Annotated in this window: 15 protein-coding genes and 1 pseudogene; 10 read left to right on the forward strand and 6 right to left on the reverse strand. The window is 56.4% G+C overall.

Annotated elements, in window-relative coordinates; genetic code table 11:
• The first annotated feature begins 135 nt into the window (after positions 1-135).
• The 4 genes from ACMWKA_RS19355 to ACMWKA_RS19370 all read left to right on the forward strand — a co-directional run bounded on the left by ACMWKA_RS19355 (position 136) and on the right by ACMWKA_RS19370 (position 3,854).
• On the forward strand, positions 136-1,758 hold the full coding sequence (locus tag ACMWKA_RS19355) for an alpha-glucoside-specific PTS transporter subunit IIBC (protein ID WP_013094793.1): 1,623 nt from the start codon (positions 136-138) through the stop codon (positions 1,756-1,758).
• Positions 1,755-3,077, forward strand: a complete 1,323-nt coding sequence (locus tag ACMWKA_RS19360) for a 6-phospho-alpha-glucosidase (RefSeq protein ID WP_013094794.1) — start codon at positions 1,755-1,757, stop codon at positions 3,075-3,077. The genes ACMWKA_RS19355 and ACMWKA_RS19360 overlap by 4 nt, the downstream gene beginning before the upstream one ends.
• Before the next feature lie 92 nt (positions 3,078-3,169).
• Entirely contained in the window at positions 3,170-3,517 is a 348-nt protein-coding gene (locus tag ACMWKA_RS19365; RefSeq protein ID WP_013094795.1) for a YidH family protein, read from the forward strand.
• Positions 3,507-3,854, forward strand: a complete 348-nt coding sequence (locus ACMWKA_RS19370) for a DUF202 domain-containing protein (RefSeq protein ID WP_248725577.1) — start codon at positions 3,507-3,509, stop codon at positions 3,852-3,854. The genes ACMWKA_RS19365 and ACMWKA_RS19370 overlap by 11 nt, the downstream gene beginning before the upstream one ends.
• Positions 3,855-3,886: 32 nt before the next feature.
• Here ACMWKA_RS19370 and dsdA read toward each other — a convergent pair whose 3' ends face one another.
• Both dsdA and ACMWKA_RS19380 read right to left on the reverse strand, forming a co-directional pair.
• Positions 3,887-5,173, reverse strand: coding sequence for a D-serine ammonia-lyase (gene dsdA, locus ACMWKA_RS19375; RefSeq protein WP_038418249.1), 1,287 nt, complete (start codon positions 5,171-5,173; stop codon positions 3,887-3,889).
• Between the two features lie 17 nt (positions 5,174-5,190).
• A pseudogene (locus ACMWKA_RS19380) lies at positions 5,191-5,418 on the reverse strand (DsdX permease); the annotation flags it as partial.
• A gap of 294 nt (positions 5,419-5,712) precedes the next feature.
• Here ACMWKA_RS19380 and dsdC point away from each other — a divergent pair.
• Both dsdC and ACMWKA_RS19390 read left to right on the forward strand, forming a co-directional pair.
• Entirely contained in the window at positions 5,713-6,639 is a 927-nt protein-coding gene (dsdC, locus tag ACMWKA_RS19385; protein ID WP_248725617.1) for a DNA-binding transcriptional regulator DsdC, read from the forward strand.
• 84 nt (positions 6,640-6,723) lie between these two features.
• Complete coding sequence (locus ACMWKA_RS19390; RefSeq protein WP_032618344.1) at positions 6,724-7,812, forward strand: glycoside hydrolase family 5 protein; 1,089 nt, start codon at positions 6,724-6,726, stop codon at positions 7,810-7,812.
• Here the strand turns inward: ACMWKA_RS19390 and emrD are convergent.
• The 4 genes from emrD to tisB all read right to left on the reverse strand — a co-directional run bounded on the left by emrD (position 7,715) and on the right by tisB (position 10,571).
• Complete coding sequence (gene emrD, locus ACMWKA_RS19395) at positions 7,715-8,899, reverse strand: multidrug efflux MFS transporter EmrD (RefSeq protein ID WP_248725578.1); 1,185 nt, start codon at positions 8,897-8,899, stop codon at positions 7,715-7,717. The two genes, ACMWKA_RS19390 and emrD, sit on opposite strands and share 98 nt — an antisense overlap.
• Positions 8,900-9,074: 175 nt before the next feature.
• Entirely contained in the window at positions 9,075-9,908 is an 834-nt protein-coding gene (locus ACMWKA_RS19400) for an EamA family transporter (protein WP_029881854.1), read from the reverse strand.
• Between the two features lie 62 nt (positions 9,909-9,970).
• On the reverse strand, positions 9,971-10,417 hold the full coding sequence (locus ACMWKA_RS19405; RefSeq protein WP_013094803.1) for a GNAT family N-acetyltransferase: 447 nt from the start codon (positions 10,415-10,417) through the stop codon (positions 9,971-9,973).
• Between the two features lie 64 nt (positions 10,418-10,481).
• The gene (tisB, locus tag ACMWKA_RS19410; protein WP_020684667.1) at positions 10,482-10,571 is read right to left on the reverse strand and encodes a type I toxin-antitoxin system toxin TisB; all 90 of its coding nucleotides are present in this window, start codon (positions 10,569-10,571) and stop codon (positions 10,482-10,484) included.
• Between the two features lie 488 nt (positions 10,572-11,059).
• On the opposite strand from tisB, the gene ACMWKA_RS19415 reads away from it, so the two are divergent.
• The 4 genes from ACMWKA_RS19415 (at position 11,060) to ilvB (ending at position 13,887) form a co-directional block, all read left to right on the forward strand.
• Positions 11,060-11,374: a type II toxin-antitoxin system HigB family toxin gene (locus ACMWKA_RS19415; protein WP_020684666.1), complete on the forward strand. Its 315-nt coding sequence runs from the start codon at positions 11,060-11,062 to the stop codon at positions 11,372-11,374.
• A complete protein-coding gene (locus ACMWKA_RS19420; protein ID WP_028027984.1) occupies positions 11,374-11,790 on the forward strand; it encodes a helix-turn-helix domain-containing protein in 417 nt (138 codons plus the stop codon). Before ACMWKA_RS19415 ends, ACMWKA_RS19420 begins: the two co-directional genes overlap by 1 nt.
• Before the next feature lie 146 nt (positions 11,791-11,936).
• Positions 11,937-12,035, forward strand: a complete 99-nt coding sequence (gene ivbL / locus ACMWKA_RS19425; protein WP_071830013.1) for an ilvB operon leader peptide IvbL — start codon at positions 11,937-11,939, stop codon at positions 12,033-12,035.
• Positions 12,036-12,198: 163 nt separating this feature from the next.
• Positions 12,199-13,887 (forward strand): acetolactate synthase large subunit, encoded by a 1,689-nt coding sequence (gene ilvB, locus ACMWKA_RS19430; protein WP_023620622.1) that lies wholly within the window; start codon positions 12,199-12,201, stop codon positions 13,885-13,887.
• Positions 13,888-13,889 lie beyond the last annotated feature (2 nt).

A 13,889-nucleotide genomic window follows, 5' to 3' on the forward strand; every position in this document is an offset into this window, starting at 1 on the left:
TAAAACCATGAATGCGATCACGAATCGCAGCGGCACGCCATGTTCGCGCATCAGTAACTTCTTATGCTCACCTCAGGCCAGCACAAAACCATAAAGGCCTCTCTCCCCTACAGGTTGTTACGTGAGGATTTAAAGATGCTCAGTCAAATACAACGTTTTGGTGGTGCCATGTTTACCCCGGTGTTGCTGTTTCCCTTTGCCGGGATCGTGGTGGGAATCGCCATCATGCTTCGCAATCCGCTTTTCGTGGGCGAAGCCTTAACGGCTCCTGATAATCTGTTCGCGCAGATCGTGCACATCATTGAAGAGGGCGGCTGGGCGGTGTTCCGCAATATGCCGCTGATTTTTGCCGTTGGCTTACCGATTGGTCTGGCGAAACAGGCGCAGGGCCGCGCCTGTCTGGCGGTGCTGATCAGCTTCCTGACCTGGAACTACTTCATCAACGCGATGGGGATGACCTGGGGCCACTTCTTTGGCGTCGACTTTTCCGCCGAACCGACGGCGGGAAGCGGCCTGGCGATGATTGCCGGGATCAAAACCCTTGATACCAGCATTATTGGGGCGATTGCGATTTCCGGTATTGTCACTGCGATCCATAACCGCTTTTTCGAGAAACCACTGCCGGTTTTCCTGGGCATTTTCCAGGGCACCTCGTTTGTGGTGATTATCGCGTTTTTCGTCATGATCCCCTGCGCCTGGCTGACACTGCTGGGCTGGCCGAAAGTGCAGATGGGCATTGAGTCCCTGCAGGCGTTCTTACGCTCCGCCGGTGCGCTCGGTGTCTGGGTGTATACCTTCCTGGAACGCATTCTGATCCCAACCGGGCTGCACCACTTCGTCTACGGTCCGTTTATCTTTGGCCCGGCCGCCGTTGAGGGCGGGATCCAGGTCTACTGGGCGCAGCATCTTCAGGCGTTCAGCCAGAGCACGCTGCCGCTGAAAACCCTGTTCCCGGAAGGTGGTTTCGCGCTGCACGGTAACGCTAAGGTGTTTGGATCGGTCGGGATTGCGCTGGCGATCTGGTACACCGCCTCACCAGAAAACCGCGTCAAGGTCGCGGGCCTGCTGATCCCGGCCACGCTTACCGCCGTGCTGGTGGGGATTACCGAACCGCTGGAGTTTACTTTCCTGTTTATCTCGCCGCTGCTGTTTGCCATTCACGCCGTGCTGGCGGCCACCATGGCGACGGTGATGTACACCTTTGGCGTGGTGGGCAACATGGGCGGTGGCCTGCTGGACCAGTTCCTGCCGCAAAACTGGATCCCCATGTTCCATAACCACGCTTCAACGGTATTCACCCAGATCGGCATCGGCGTCTGCTTTACCGGCCTTTACTTCGTGGTCTTCAAAACGCTGATTGAGCGTCTGAACCTCAAAACCCCGGGTCGTGAAGAGAGTGAAATCAAACTCTACAGCAAGGCGGACTATAAGGCGGCGCGCGGACAAACCACCGCCCCGGCTGCCGCCAGCCAGCAGGTCGGCCAAGCCGCCGGATTCCTGCAGGCGCTGGGCGGCGCGGCCAACATCGAAAGCATCAACAACTGCGCCACCCGCTTGCGTATCGCGCTGGTCGACATGGCGCAAACCCAAAGCGATGAGGTGTTCAAAGCCCTCGGCGCACACGGCGTAGTGCGACGCGGCAACGGCATACAGGTGATCGTTGGCCTGCACGTTCCGCAGGTGCGCGACCAGCTGGAATCGCTGATGAAAACCCCTTTAACGAATGAACAAACCACCCTGACAGAGGCTATATCATGAAAAAATTCTCAGTTGTCATTGCAGGCGGCGGCAGCACCTTTACGCCTGGTATCGTCCTGATGCTGTTAGCCAACCGTGACCGTTTCCCGCTGCGTGCCCTGAAGTTTTATGACAACGATGGTGCACGTCAGGAAACCATCGCCGAGGCGTGCAAAATTATCCTTAAGGAACAGGCACCGGAGATTGAGTTTAGTTACACCACCGATCCAAAAGCGGCGTTTACCGATGTGGATTTCGTGATGGCGCACATCCGCGTGGGCAAATACCCGATGCGTGAAAAAGACGAGAAAATTCCGCTGCGTCACGGTGTGCTGGGTCAGGAAACCTGCGGCCCGGGTGGGATCTCTTACGGCATGCGCTCCATCGGCGGCGTGCTGGAACTGGTGGATTATATGGAGCAGTACTCCCCGAACGCGTGGATGCTGAACTACTCCAACCCGGCGGCGATTGTGGCGGAAGCGACGCGCCGCCTGCGTCCGCATGCCAAAATTCTCAACATCTGCGATATGCCAATCGGTATCGAAGGGCGCATGGCGCAGATTGTGGGCCTGAAAGACCGCAAACAGATGCGCGTGCGTTACTACGGCCTGAACCACTTCGGCTGGTGGACATCGATTGAAGATCTGAACGGTAACGATCTGATGCCGAAACTGCGCGAATACGTGGCGAAACACGGCTATGTTCCGCCTTCGGAAGATGCGCATACCGAAGCGAGCTGGAACGATACCTTCGCCAAAGCCAAAGACGTGCAGGCGCTCGATCCAGATACCATGCCAAACACCTATCTGAAGTATTACCTGTTCCCGGACTACGTGGTCGCGCACGCCAACCCGGAGCGGACCCGCGCCAATGAAGTTATGGATCACCGTGAGAAGCATGTATTCAGTTCGTGCCGGGCGATTATAGAAGCCGGAAAATCCTCTGCCGGGGAGCTGGAGATCGACGAACATGCCTCGTACATCGTCGATCTGGCGACGGCGATTGCCTTTAATACCCAGGAGCGGATGCTGCTGATTGTGCCAAACAACGGGGCCATTCATAACTTCGATGCCGACGCGATGGTGGAAATTCCGTGTCTGGTGGGCCATAACGGGCCGGAGCCTCTCACCGTGGGCGATATCCCGCACTTCCAGAAAGGGCTGATGAGCCAGCAGGTGGCGGTGGAAAAACTGGTGGTGGATGCCTGGGAGCAACGCTCGTACCAGAAACTCTGGCAGGCAATCACCCTGTCAAAAACCGTACCGAGCGCGTCGGTCGCGAAAGCGATTCTGGATGACCTGATCGAGGCCAATAAGGATTACTGGCCAGAGCTGCATTAACTCTCCTGACCGGCATCGCCTGATGCCGGTCTCCTTGTCCTGGCCGATTTACGCTATGCTGAAGCCTGCCTGCAGCATGACAAGGAGCCTTCATGAAAATTTCCCGCCTCGGTGAAGCCCCGGACTACCGCTTCTCGCTGGCCAATGAACGTACATATCTGGCGTGGATCCGTACCGCGCTGGGCTTTCTGGCCGCCGGCGTCGGTCTTGATCAGCTCGCGCCCGATTTCGCCACGCCGTTGATTCGTGAAGTGCTGGCGCTGCTGCTGTGCCTGTTTGCGGGCGTACTGGCGATTTACGGCTATCTGCGCTGGCTGCGTAACGAAAAGGCGATGCGCCTGAAGCAGGATCTGCCCTATACGCGTGGGTTACTGATCATCAGTGCGATTTTGCTGACAGTGGCGGGCGTGGTGATGGTGCTGGTGGTGTATGGCGGATAGTCGCAAAGCGCGGCGCGAAGCGGACCCCGGCCTGCAGCCGGAGCGGACGTCGCTGGCGTGGCTGCGCACGCTGCTGGGGTATGGCGCGCTGATTGCCCTGGCGATTAAGCACAACTGGCACCGCACGGGGCTACCCTTCTGGATCTCACTGATTGTGCTGGCGCTGGTGGCCATCATTTTATGGCGCTATACCCGCAGCCGTAACGTGATGGACGTGGCGCAGGACGATTTTGTGCAGCCGAAGGCGGTGCGGGATAAGTTCCTCATCGCCCTGGCCGTGCTGTCGCTATCACTGCTGTTTGCGGTAACTCACATTCAACAAATTGTGCACCTGTAGGCCGGGTAAGGCGCAGCCGCCACCCGGCATAATTACTTCCCTTTCGCCAGATACTTCGCCATCTCGTCTTCCGGCACCATGCCGCCGCCGGTCGCCCACACCAGATGGGTGACGTTGGCATCAGCCTGAACACGCAGCGGCCCGGCCATGCCCGCCAGCGCCGATGGCTCCAGACGAATCCCTTCCTCCTGCGCCAGCCAGCCGAGCATGTCGTACATGCTTTGATCGGAAAGGGTATAGAACCCGTCGAGCAGACGTTCCATCGCGCGGCCGACGAAGCCCGACGCGCGTCCGACCGCCAGCCCGTCCGCTGCCGTCACGTTGTCGATACCCAGATCCTGCACGGCAATCTCATCGTGCAGGCCGGTATAAACCCCCAGCAGCATGCACGGGGAGTGCGTGGGCTCGGCAAAGAAGCAGTGAACGTTGTCGCCAAACGCCAGCTTCAGACCAAACGCCACACCGCCAGGCCCCCCGCCAACGCCGCACGGCAGATAGACATACAGCGGGTGCTCTGCATCCACCACACGGCCCTGTTCGGCAAACTGCGCCTTCAGGCGCTCGCCGGCAACGGCATAGCCCAGGAACAGGGTGCGAGAGTTTTCATCGTCGATAAAGAAGCAGTTCGGGTCGTTTTCCGCCGCTTTTCGCCCTTGTTCCACCGCCACGCCATAATCCTGCTCATATTCCACGACGGTAACGCCATGGCTGCGCAGTTTGGCTTTCTTCCACTCGCGGGCGTCGGCGGACATATGTACCGTCACCTTAAAGCCGATGCGTGCGCTCATGATGCCGATGGACATCCCCAGGTTGCCGGTTGAACCCACCGCAATGCTGTACTGGCTAAAGAAGTCTTTAAAGCGCGGTTCCAGCAGGATGCTGTAGTCATCATCAGTGCTCAGCAATCCCGCTTCCAGCGCCAGTTTTTCCGCGTGGGTCAGCACCTCGTAGATGCCGCCACGCGCTTTAATCGAGCCGGAGATGGGCAGATGACTGTCTTTTTTCAGCAGCAGCGTTCCGGGAAGAGCCTTGCCAGATTCTCTCTCCAGCCGTTTTTTCATGGCCGGAATAGCAACCAGCTCAGATTCGATAATCCCGCCCGTTGCCGCGGTTTCCGGGAAGGCTTTCGCCAGATACGGCGCGAAGCGGTTGAGGCGCGCATGCGCGTCGTCCACGTCGGCTTTGGTCAGCCCGACATAGGGCAGCCCTTCTGCAAGCGAAGTGGTTCGCGGGTTAAGCCACGTTGTCTCTTTCAGAGCCATCAGATCCTCAACCAGAGGAAACTGTGCGGTTAAAGCAGTGATAGTTGCGTTTTCCATAATACGTCTCGTCGCGCTCAGATAATGAAAGAAAGTAGGAATGTGCCGCCAAGTGCAAGCACCGAGGCGATAAACGTCGCCGTCGTATAGTATTTGAAGGTCTCATTCAGGGTCGCGCCGCAGTATTGCTTGACCAGCCAGAAGAGCGAATCGGACACGATCGTGCAGCCAATAGCGCCGGAACCGATGGCAATGGTGATGATCTCCGGGCTTATATTCGGGTAGAGCGGTAGCATCGGCGCGAGAAACGGGTGAAACTTCAGTTTTACGATGGTTAAAACAATCAACACAATGCTGACAAGCAGCGTTACCACAACCCAGACCGGCGATCCCATATCTCACCTCACCCTTATGTCATCTGTGGGTATTGGACGAAAAAACGGCGTGAGCTGACAAACGATAAAAATTGCCGTTCAGGTGAGCCAGATTGGATCAACTGAGTGACTGAACTCAAAAAAGCGCACTTATTTCGCTGTTGGTTCACATAAATTCATGCCTGGGCGGTATGCTGGGCGCAGAAATAACGTGTGAGAATTGTGATGACCGATGCGAATGAAGTCAGAAGCCGGCTGCTAAATGGCTGGCAACTGTCAAAAATGTACACTTTTGAAGTGGCTGCCCGGCATGAATCCTTCGCGCTGGCGGCGGCGGAACTGTCGCTCAGCCCCAGCGCGGTGAGCCACCGCATTAACCTGCTGGAAGAGGAGCTGGGCATTCAGCTGTTTGTCCGCTCGCACCGTAAAGTTGAGCTGACGCAGGAGGGAAAGCGCGTTTACTGGACCCTAAAATCATCCCTCGACACCCTGAATCAGGAGATCCTGGATATTAAAAACCAGGCGCTGTCCGGTACGCTGACGGTGTATTCCCGGCCGTCAATCGCCCAGTGCTGGCTCGTCCCCATGCTGGGGGATTTTACCCGCCGCTATCCGTCGATATCTCTCACCATTCTCACCGGTAATGAGTACGTCAATATGCAGCGAACCGGCGTCGATCTGGCCATCTATTTCGACGATACGCCACCAAACTACCTTTCTCATCACTTCTTGATGGACGAGGAGATTTTGCCCGTCTGCTCGCCCGCATATGCCCGCGAGCATGCGCTGTTGAAAAACCCCGATAACCTCAGCCACTGCACGTTACTGCACGACCGTCAGGCCTGGAGTAATGATTCCGGTACGGATGAGTGGCTCAGCTGGGCGCAGCATTTTGCGATGAATATGCCGTCATCATCGGGTATTGGCTTCGATCGTTCCGATTTAGCGATAGTGGCAGCCATGAATCATGTGGGCGTGGCGATGGGGAGAAAGCGGCTGGTGCAAAAGCGCCTTGAGCGGGGCGAGCTTATCGCCCCGTTTGGCAACAAGACCCTCAAATGCCATCAGCACTATTACATCTCAACGCTTACCGGCCGTCAGTGGCCGAAAATTGACGCCTTTATTGGCTGGCTAAGAGAACTGGCAGGCTGAAGAATTATTACGCTTTGGCGCTACACCAAATACAAAAAAGCGTGCTAAATACAGGTAATGCTTTTGATTTATCCAGGGTAAGCCGTGTTAAAGCCTCTTATTGCGACCGCGTTACTTCTCTCTTCCGGCTGGGCGATAGCCGCCGAGCCGCCGCTGACGGCTGCGCTTTATGCACAAAAGCTGGGTGTGGGTATGGACGTGGACTGGGCGCGCACCGAGCGCGGGATACGGGAATTCGACCCGCTGGTGGTACGCGACTTTCGCGCGAAAGGCATCAGCCATGTGCGTATTCGCGTGGCCGATGAGCCGACCGAAGCACGGCTGATCCATCTGCGTAAGCTGGTGGAAGCCTGCGAGCAGTACGGCGTGATCCCGATTATCGCGTATCAGGCGGACAGCTATAAAAACGATCCGAAAGCCGATAACGAAAAAGAGGTTACCGACTGGTGGATTGCCGTGGCGCACTATTTCGGCAAACGTTCGCCGCTGCTGGGCTTTGACCTGATTTATGAGCCTGCTGACAAGCTCAACCACAACGCAGCCTCGCTCAACCGGGTGTATGAGAAAACCATTAAGGTCATCCACAGCATTGATGCGGACCGGATGATCTTCATCGCTCCCCGCCTGCGTGCGGCCCCCGAAGATCTCCCCAGCCTCAAGCTGCCTGCGCACAGCCAAAACTTCCTGCTGGCGGAGTGGCATATCTTTCCGTGGGGGCCGCTGAAAAATAACGGCAAATACCCGTGGACCTCCGGTACGGCGGCGGAGAAAGCGGCGATTCACAATCGCATCGCGACGGCGCTGCGCTGGCAACAAAAAACCGGACACGTCAGCTGGGTCGGGGGCTGGGGCGTGGGGGAGTCAAACCGCTTTACACCCACCGCGTCGCAAATGGCCTTTGCCACGTTTATGGCCTGTGAGCTGCAAAAGGCGAAAATACCCTACGCGATTAACGCCGATTTCCAGTTTTATGACGGAGAGGAGGGGGCCTGGCGGCCAGCGCCAGAGCCGCTGCTGGAGGCGATGATTGCCCCGGCGTGTGAAAAGCCCGGCGAGAAGCCGGGCCATCATGCGGTTAAACAGGCTGCTCGTGGTGGGGAACACGCGACGCCAGCGGCAGCCAGCACAGCAAAATCAGTAGCCCCATCAGCGTCATCAGTAAACCCAAACTAGCCTGCCCGGTTTGCGGCATCATGGCGGAGAGCCAGGCCAGCGCGCCGGAACCGATGTTTTGCAAACCGCCCACCAGTGCACCCGCCGTACCTGCGAGGAACGGGAACGGCTCCATGGCGCCGCTGGTGGCAAGCGGGAACAGCATCCCCGCGCCGAAGAAGAACAGCGCCGCCGGGATCAGCAGCGTCCAGACGGTTATTACGCCAAACAGACCCGGGATCCACATCATCAGGCCAGCCAGCAGGCAGCTGATAACAGACTGCCACATCAGCGTTGAGAAGCGTTTGTTCTGACGTCCGGCGAACCAGGCCCCAAAGAACGCCGCCGGGATCGGCAGGATAAACAGAATACTTACCACCATGCTGCTCAGGCCAAGCCCCGCTCCCAGCAGCACGCCGGAGCAGGCTTCGAACACCGCAATGCCCGCCAGACCGCCGATCAGCATCAGCAGGTAACAGGTAAAAGCCCCGTTGCCGAACAGCGTTTTGTAACTGGCGAGAAGCTTCGTGCGCGGTGCGTCCTGGGGACGGGTTTCCGGCATCCAGCGCGCCATACTGAAGGTGACAATCACGCACAGCACCAGCAGGAAGGCATAGCAGGCGCGCCAGGACCACATTGTGTCCAGCAGGCCGCCAATCAGCGGTGCCAGCAGCGGGCTGACCAGAATACCCATATTCAACAGGCTGTTGGCATGGCGGAGTTGCGTGCCCTGATACATATCGCGCGGTAAGGTACGCGCCATCACCCCACCGACGCCCGTGCCTACCCCCTGCAGCGCGCTGGCGGCAATCAGTACGGTCAGGCTATGGGTGGTAATAGCAATCACCGTCGCGACCATGAAAATGCACATGCCGGTCAGAATGACCGGACGGCGGCCAATGCGGTCGGATAATGGCCCGTAGAACAGCTGCGAAACGCCATAGGTCAGCAGGTAGGCGGCCATCACGCTTTGTACCGCGCCCTCGCGGACGTTAAGTTCCTTTGCCATGTCGGCAATCGCCGGAATGTAGATGGTTTGCGCCATCTGACCGACGGCCACCAGTAACACCAGCATCAACAATAAGTTAACGTTCCTTTGTTTTTTCATGTCGCTGAATACTTTTGCCAAAAGAGAAAAATGAAGAATAAGTGACTACGCATTCCCATAAATGCGCGAGGAATCTACCACAAAGAGATGAAAAATTAAGCATTGTCATGATGAATGAAGAAGAGGATTAAGGCAGGTTTTGTAAACAAGAACGGCAACTAATGTTGCCAGTGAATTACGCCAGACGCAGCAGGATCGCACCGGCTGCAATACCCAACGCGGCAGCGATACGCAGACCGGCAACCTTTTCTTTTAAAAGCACAAATGCGATCAGCGCACCGAAGAGTATGGAGGTTTCACGCAGCGCAGCGACAACCGCCAGCGGAGCCTGCGTCATCGCCCATAAGGCCAGGCCATACGAGCCCATGGTTCCCACCCCGCCGAGCAACCCCTTTTTCCAGTGCAAACGCAGGTAGCTGGAAGCTTCGCGGCGTCGCGCCACCATTGCCCAGCACAGCAGGCAGAAGCCGTTCATAAAGAAGGTCCACAGCGTATAGCCCAGCGCGGTATCCGATAAACGTACGCCCGTTCCGTCCACCAGCGTATAGCCGGCGATAAAGCAGGCGTTCAGCAGTGCCAGCCAGATCCCCTTGCGGGACTGCAATCGGCCATTTATCGCCATCGCGAGGATCGACAGGCAGATTACTCCGATGCCCGCCCAGGCGAGCCAGGAGAGGCTATCCCCGAGCACCAGCACGCTGATCAGCGCCACCAGCAGTGGGGCTGTTCCGCGCATCAGCGGATAGGTCTGGCTCATGTCTGAGACCTGATACGTCTTCGCCACCAGTACCGTGTACACCACCTGCAGCGCGCAAGAGACCACTAAAAATGGCCAGCTGGCTACGGAGGGTTGAGGAGAAAATGGCAATAAAACCAGTGCAATGAGCGTGGCGGAGCCGCTAACGCTGATCGCCGAGTAAAGCTTATCCGTTCCGGCTTTGACGATGGCGTTCCAGCTGGCATGCAGCAGTGCGGCGAACAGCAAAATACAGAAAACGGAGAGGGTCATGGCGTCTTTGGCGGTGAATTGTCACTCAACTGTAACATTCACGACCTGATGTCGCCAGCCAGCTACACCGCGCAAAAGAGACGATGGGTGACCCGTGGCTCGTCTGACACCAGCCTGAAGCCTGCCCGACGGTAGAAGCCGCAGGCCGTATCGGGTGCATGGGTATTGAGGAAATCAAACCAGATGCTGGCATCGGCCATTACCACCGTTAACAGCTGTTTACCAATGCCCAGACCGCGGCACTTCTCGCTGACATAAAGATGGCGAATACGTCCGGCACGCGGCTGCTGGCTGAACGGATCGCGGTTAAGGCCGCAGACGCCCACCAGCTTGCCGTTTAAAAAGGCACCCAGCAGCTTTTCACCCGGCGCGTTAAAGCGGTTTTCACCACGCTGCCAGTTCTCTTCCAGCCTGCGCAGCATATTGAAATTCGCCGCGATGCTTTCGGCTTTCAGCGCGATATACCCGGGCTCTTCCGGCGTGATGGGTTCAATTAACAGACGCGACATAGCATTCCCTCGTTATTAAAGAGGGGCGGTTGCCCGCCCCTCTCAGGTGCGACTTGAACCTGAATCACCGAAGGTATTTCAGGACAGCATCAAGCAGTTGCAGAACAGCAACAATGAGTTTGAGGATAAGTATCACCATATCCACTACGCTCATACGCGTCTCCTTTTGGTAAAAAGGAGCACGATGCTGGCGTACCTTTCCGCCGCCTGTTGCCAGCACCTCGATTGACGTAACACAGTGTGCTCACTTCAGAGGGTTAAGGCACTGACGGCACCACCCGTTTCAGCCAGGACTTCGTTGCGCCGGTAGAACTGCGGCCCCCTCGCTCACTGCGAACATCCTCAGTATAGATAAATACTGTATGCATGAACAGTATTTTGTGGACAAAATTCGAAACCCATTCCATACTCAAAAACGTCAAAATCCGTGCCGGAATTGCGCGTTCGTCTTCGATCGCATATACTTCGTGCGTTGACGTAACACAGTGTGTTCTGCGGCAACCAACCGCAAAACCCTGAAAAAACCTCGCTCCGGCGGGGTTTTTTGTTTTCTGCTTTCTGTACCGAACGGGATGCTTGTTGACTTATTGGCAATGACTGCTATTGTTGCCATAATGGCAACGGACGCGGCAGGCATGCAGTATGCATTTAATCTCGATGAAGGCAATTTTGGATGCGGTTATCCAGTTTCCGCAGCACAGGGAAGAACTCCTCGTTTTGGGACGCACTCTTGAGAAGAGTCATTGCCCAACACCTGCTGCGTTAAAAAAACTATTTCCGACGCTGGATAACTTCAAGTATCTGGATAAGCATTATGTTATTGATATTGCGAACAACAATCTTAGGGTAGTGGCTCTCATATTCTTTGAAAGCCAAAAGTTTTATGTGCGCCATGTTTTTACTCATAAGGAATATGACCGTTTTACGGAAAAACATCGCACTAAGGGGAAGAAATGATGATCGTCGCTGATGCAATGAAAGCTACGCATGCCCTTGTTGAGGCCGTTCCTCTATTGGGAGAGCAGCCGAGCGAGAAAGATTATAACGATGCACTGGAGTTGGTTGAGTATCTGCTTATTAACGAACCTAATAGCCCATTGCTGGATATCGTGTGCGCCAGAATCAGCCGTTACGAAGCCAATCGGCCAGAGATCGTCGCGTTACGCAAGGAGATGGAACTCGTGCCTGTCGGTATCGCGGTTTTAAGAACCTTGATGGATCAGTATAAACTGACAACATCTGATTTTCAGGATGAAATTGGTAGTAAATCAATGGTTTCAAGGGTTCTGAATGGTCAGCGACAGCTTACTCTGAACCACATTAAAAAGCTGGCGTCCAGATTTGGTGTTTCACCAGCACTATTTATTGAATAAGGCAAAACGGCTTTTTTGCTTTCATCACCCAACAAACGAAACGTGATCCCTGACGCATTTTTGCGCAGATGAAAATATTTCCATTGTCACGCCCGAAAACCTGTGTTTGTATAAATTCAATCAATGATTCCAAACACAGGTCCCCCATGACTGCATCCATGAACACCGCGACCCTACTAAAAACTGCGCAACCAGCCGCAGTGGTCGTCGTGCGTGTGGTGGTGGTCGTCGGCAATGCGCCGTAGGGACTGGATCAACACACGAATCCAAAACCCCGCCGGCGCAAACCGGGCGGGGTTTTTCGTTTAGGACCCCTCCCGGATACGCTAAGTAGTTCGGGTTGCAGCCAACGCATCTGCAACCTGAAATACGACGCGTAAAGCTGGCTCAGAAGAAAAGGACTGGAGCATGGCAAGTTCGGGCACAACATCCACCAAGACGCGTTTTACAGGCGCGCAGCTGATTGTTCATTTACTGGAACGACAGGGCATTACCACGGTTGCGGGTATTCCGGGCGGTACGGTGCTGCCGCTGTATGACGCGTTAAGCCAAAGCACGCAGATCCGCCACGTGCTGGCGCGTCACGAGCAGGGCGCGGGTTTTATCGCTCAGGGCATGGCACGTACGCAGGGTAAACCGGCAGTCTGTATGGCCTGTAGCGGTCCGGGGGCGACCAACCTGGTAACCGCCATCGCCGACGCGCGTCTCGACTCCATTCCGCTGATTTGCATTACCGGCCAGGTGCCGTCCTCAATGATCGGTACCGATGCGTTTCAGGAAGTGGATACCTACGGCATCTCTATCCCCATCACCAAACATAACTATTTAGTTCGCGATATTACCGAGCTTCCTCAGGTTATCAGCGATGCGTTCCGCATTGCGCAGTCCGGTCGTCCTGGCCCGGTGTGGATAGATATTCCTAAGGATGTCCAGACCGCAGAAATTGAGATCGACGTCCTGCCGGAGCCGGGCGAGCGGGCACCTGCGCCAGAATTCAGCGCAGAGAGCGTGCGCGATGCCGCGGCCATGATCAACGCCGCTAAACGTCCGGTGCTCTATCTGGGCGGCGGGGCAATCAATGCCGCAGATGAAATCCGTCAGTTCGCTGAAAAAGCCAACCTGCCTACCACCATGACCCTGATGGCGCTCGGCATGCTGCCTAAAGCACACCCGCTGTCATTAGGAATGCTGGGCATGCACGGCGCACGCAGCACCAACTACATCCTGCAAGAGGCGGATTTGCTGATTGTGATGGGCGCGCGTTTTGATGACCGGGCGATTGGTAAAACTGAGCAGTTCTGCCCGAACGCAAAAATCATTCACGTGGATATCGACCGCGCCGAGCTGGGTAAAATCAAACAACCGCACGTGGCGATTCAGGGAGACGTGGCCGACGTGCTGGCACAGCTGATCCCGCAAACGGACGCAACTGACCGCGCCGACTGGCGTCAGATGGTGGCGGATCTGCAACGCGAGTTCCCGGGCGCGATCCCAACCGAAGGCGACCCGCTGAGCCACTACGGGCTGATTAACGCCGTGGCCGCCTGCGTGGACGACAGCGCGATTATTACCACCGACGTTGGGCAGCACCAGATGTGGACCGCCCAGGCCTATCCGCTGAACCGTCCGCGTCAGTGGCTGACCTCCGGCGGCCTGGGAACCATGGGCTTTGGTCTGCCTGCGGCAGTGGGTGCGGCGCTGGCGAACCCGGACCGCAAGGTGATCTGTTTCTCCGGTGACGGCAGCCTGATGATGAACATTCAGGAGATGGCCACCGCGGCCGAAAATCAGTTAGACGTTAAAATCATCCTGATGAACAACGAGGCGCTGGGGCTGGTACACCAGCAGCAGAGCCTGTTCTACAAGCAGGGGGTGTTTGCGGCAACCTATCCGGGGATGATTAACTTTATGCAAATTGCCGCCGGTTTTGGCCTGCATACCTGTGATCTGAACGCAGAAGAGGACGTCCACGCAGCGCTGCAGGCGGCGATCTCTCGTCCGGGCCCGGCGCTGATCCACGTCCGTATCGACCCTGAACAAAAAGTGTATCCGATGGTGCCGCCGGGTGCGGCAAATACTGAGATGGTGGGGGAATAAGC

The organism is Enterobacter sp. 03-F-07-AD-ECC (assembly GCF_047530935.1).
In the GTDB taxonomy this organism is placed as follows: domain Bacteria; phylum Pseudomonadota; class Gammaproteobacteria; order Enterobacterales; family Enterobacteriaceae; genus Enterobacter; species Enterobacter cloacae.

Coding starts and splice junctions, on each gene's coding strand:
- ACMWKA_RS19355 (WP_013094793.1), top strand. CDS start 136: ATGCTCAGTCAAATACAACGTTTTGGTGGTGCCATGTTTACCCCGGTG.
- ACMWKA_RS19360 (WP_013094794.1), top strand. CDS start 1,755: ATGAAAAAATTCTCAGTTGTCATTGCAGGCGGCGGCAGCACCTTTACG.
- ACMWKA_RS19365 (WP_013094795.1), top strand. CDS start 3,170: ATGAAAATTTCCCGCCTCGGTGAAGCCCCGGACTACCGCTTCTCGCTG.
- ACMWKA_RS19370 (WP_248725577.1), top strand. CDS start 3,507: ATGGCGGATAGTCGCAAAGCGCGGCGCGAAGCGGACCCCGGCCTGCAG.
- dsdA (WP_038418249.1), bottom strand. CDS start 5,173: ATGGAAAACGCAACTATCACTGCTTTAACCGCACAGTTTCCTCTGGTT.
- dsdC (WP_248725617.1), top strand. CDS start 5,713: ATGACCGATGCGAATGAAGTCAGAAGCCGGCTGCTAAATGGCTGGCAA.
- emrD (WP_248725578.1), bottom strand. CDS start 8,899: ATGAAAAAACAAAGGAACGTTAACTTATTGTTGATGCTGGTGTTACTG.
- ACMWKA_RS19400 (WP_029881854.1), bottom strand. CDS start 9,908: ATGACCCTCTCCGTTTTCTGTATTTTGCTGTTCGCCGCACTGCTGCAT.
- ACMWKA_RS19405 (WP_013094803.1), bottom strand. CDS start 10,417: ATGTCGCGTCTGTTAATTGAACCCATCACGCCGGAAGAGCCCGGGTAT.
- tisB (WP_020684667.1), bottom strand. CDS start 10,571: ATGAGCGTAGTGGATATGGTGATACTTATCCTCAAACTCATTGTTGCT.
- ACMWKA_RS19415 (WP_020684666.1), top strand. CDS start 11,060: ATGCATTTAATCTCGATGAAGGCAATTTTGGATGCGGTTATCCAGTTT.
- ACMWKA_RS19420 (WP_028027984.1), top strand. CDS start 11,374: ATGATCGTCGCTGATGCAATGAAAGCTACGCATGCCCTTGTTGAGGCC.
- ivbL (WP_071830013.1), top strand. CDS start 11,937: ATGACTGCATCCATGAACACCGCGACCCTACTAAAAACTGCGCAACCA.
- ilvB (WP_023620622.1), top strand. CDS start 12,199: ATGGCAAGTTCGGGCACAACATCCACCAAGACGCGTTTTACAGGCGCG.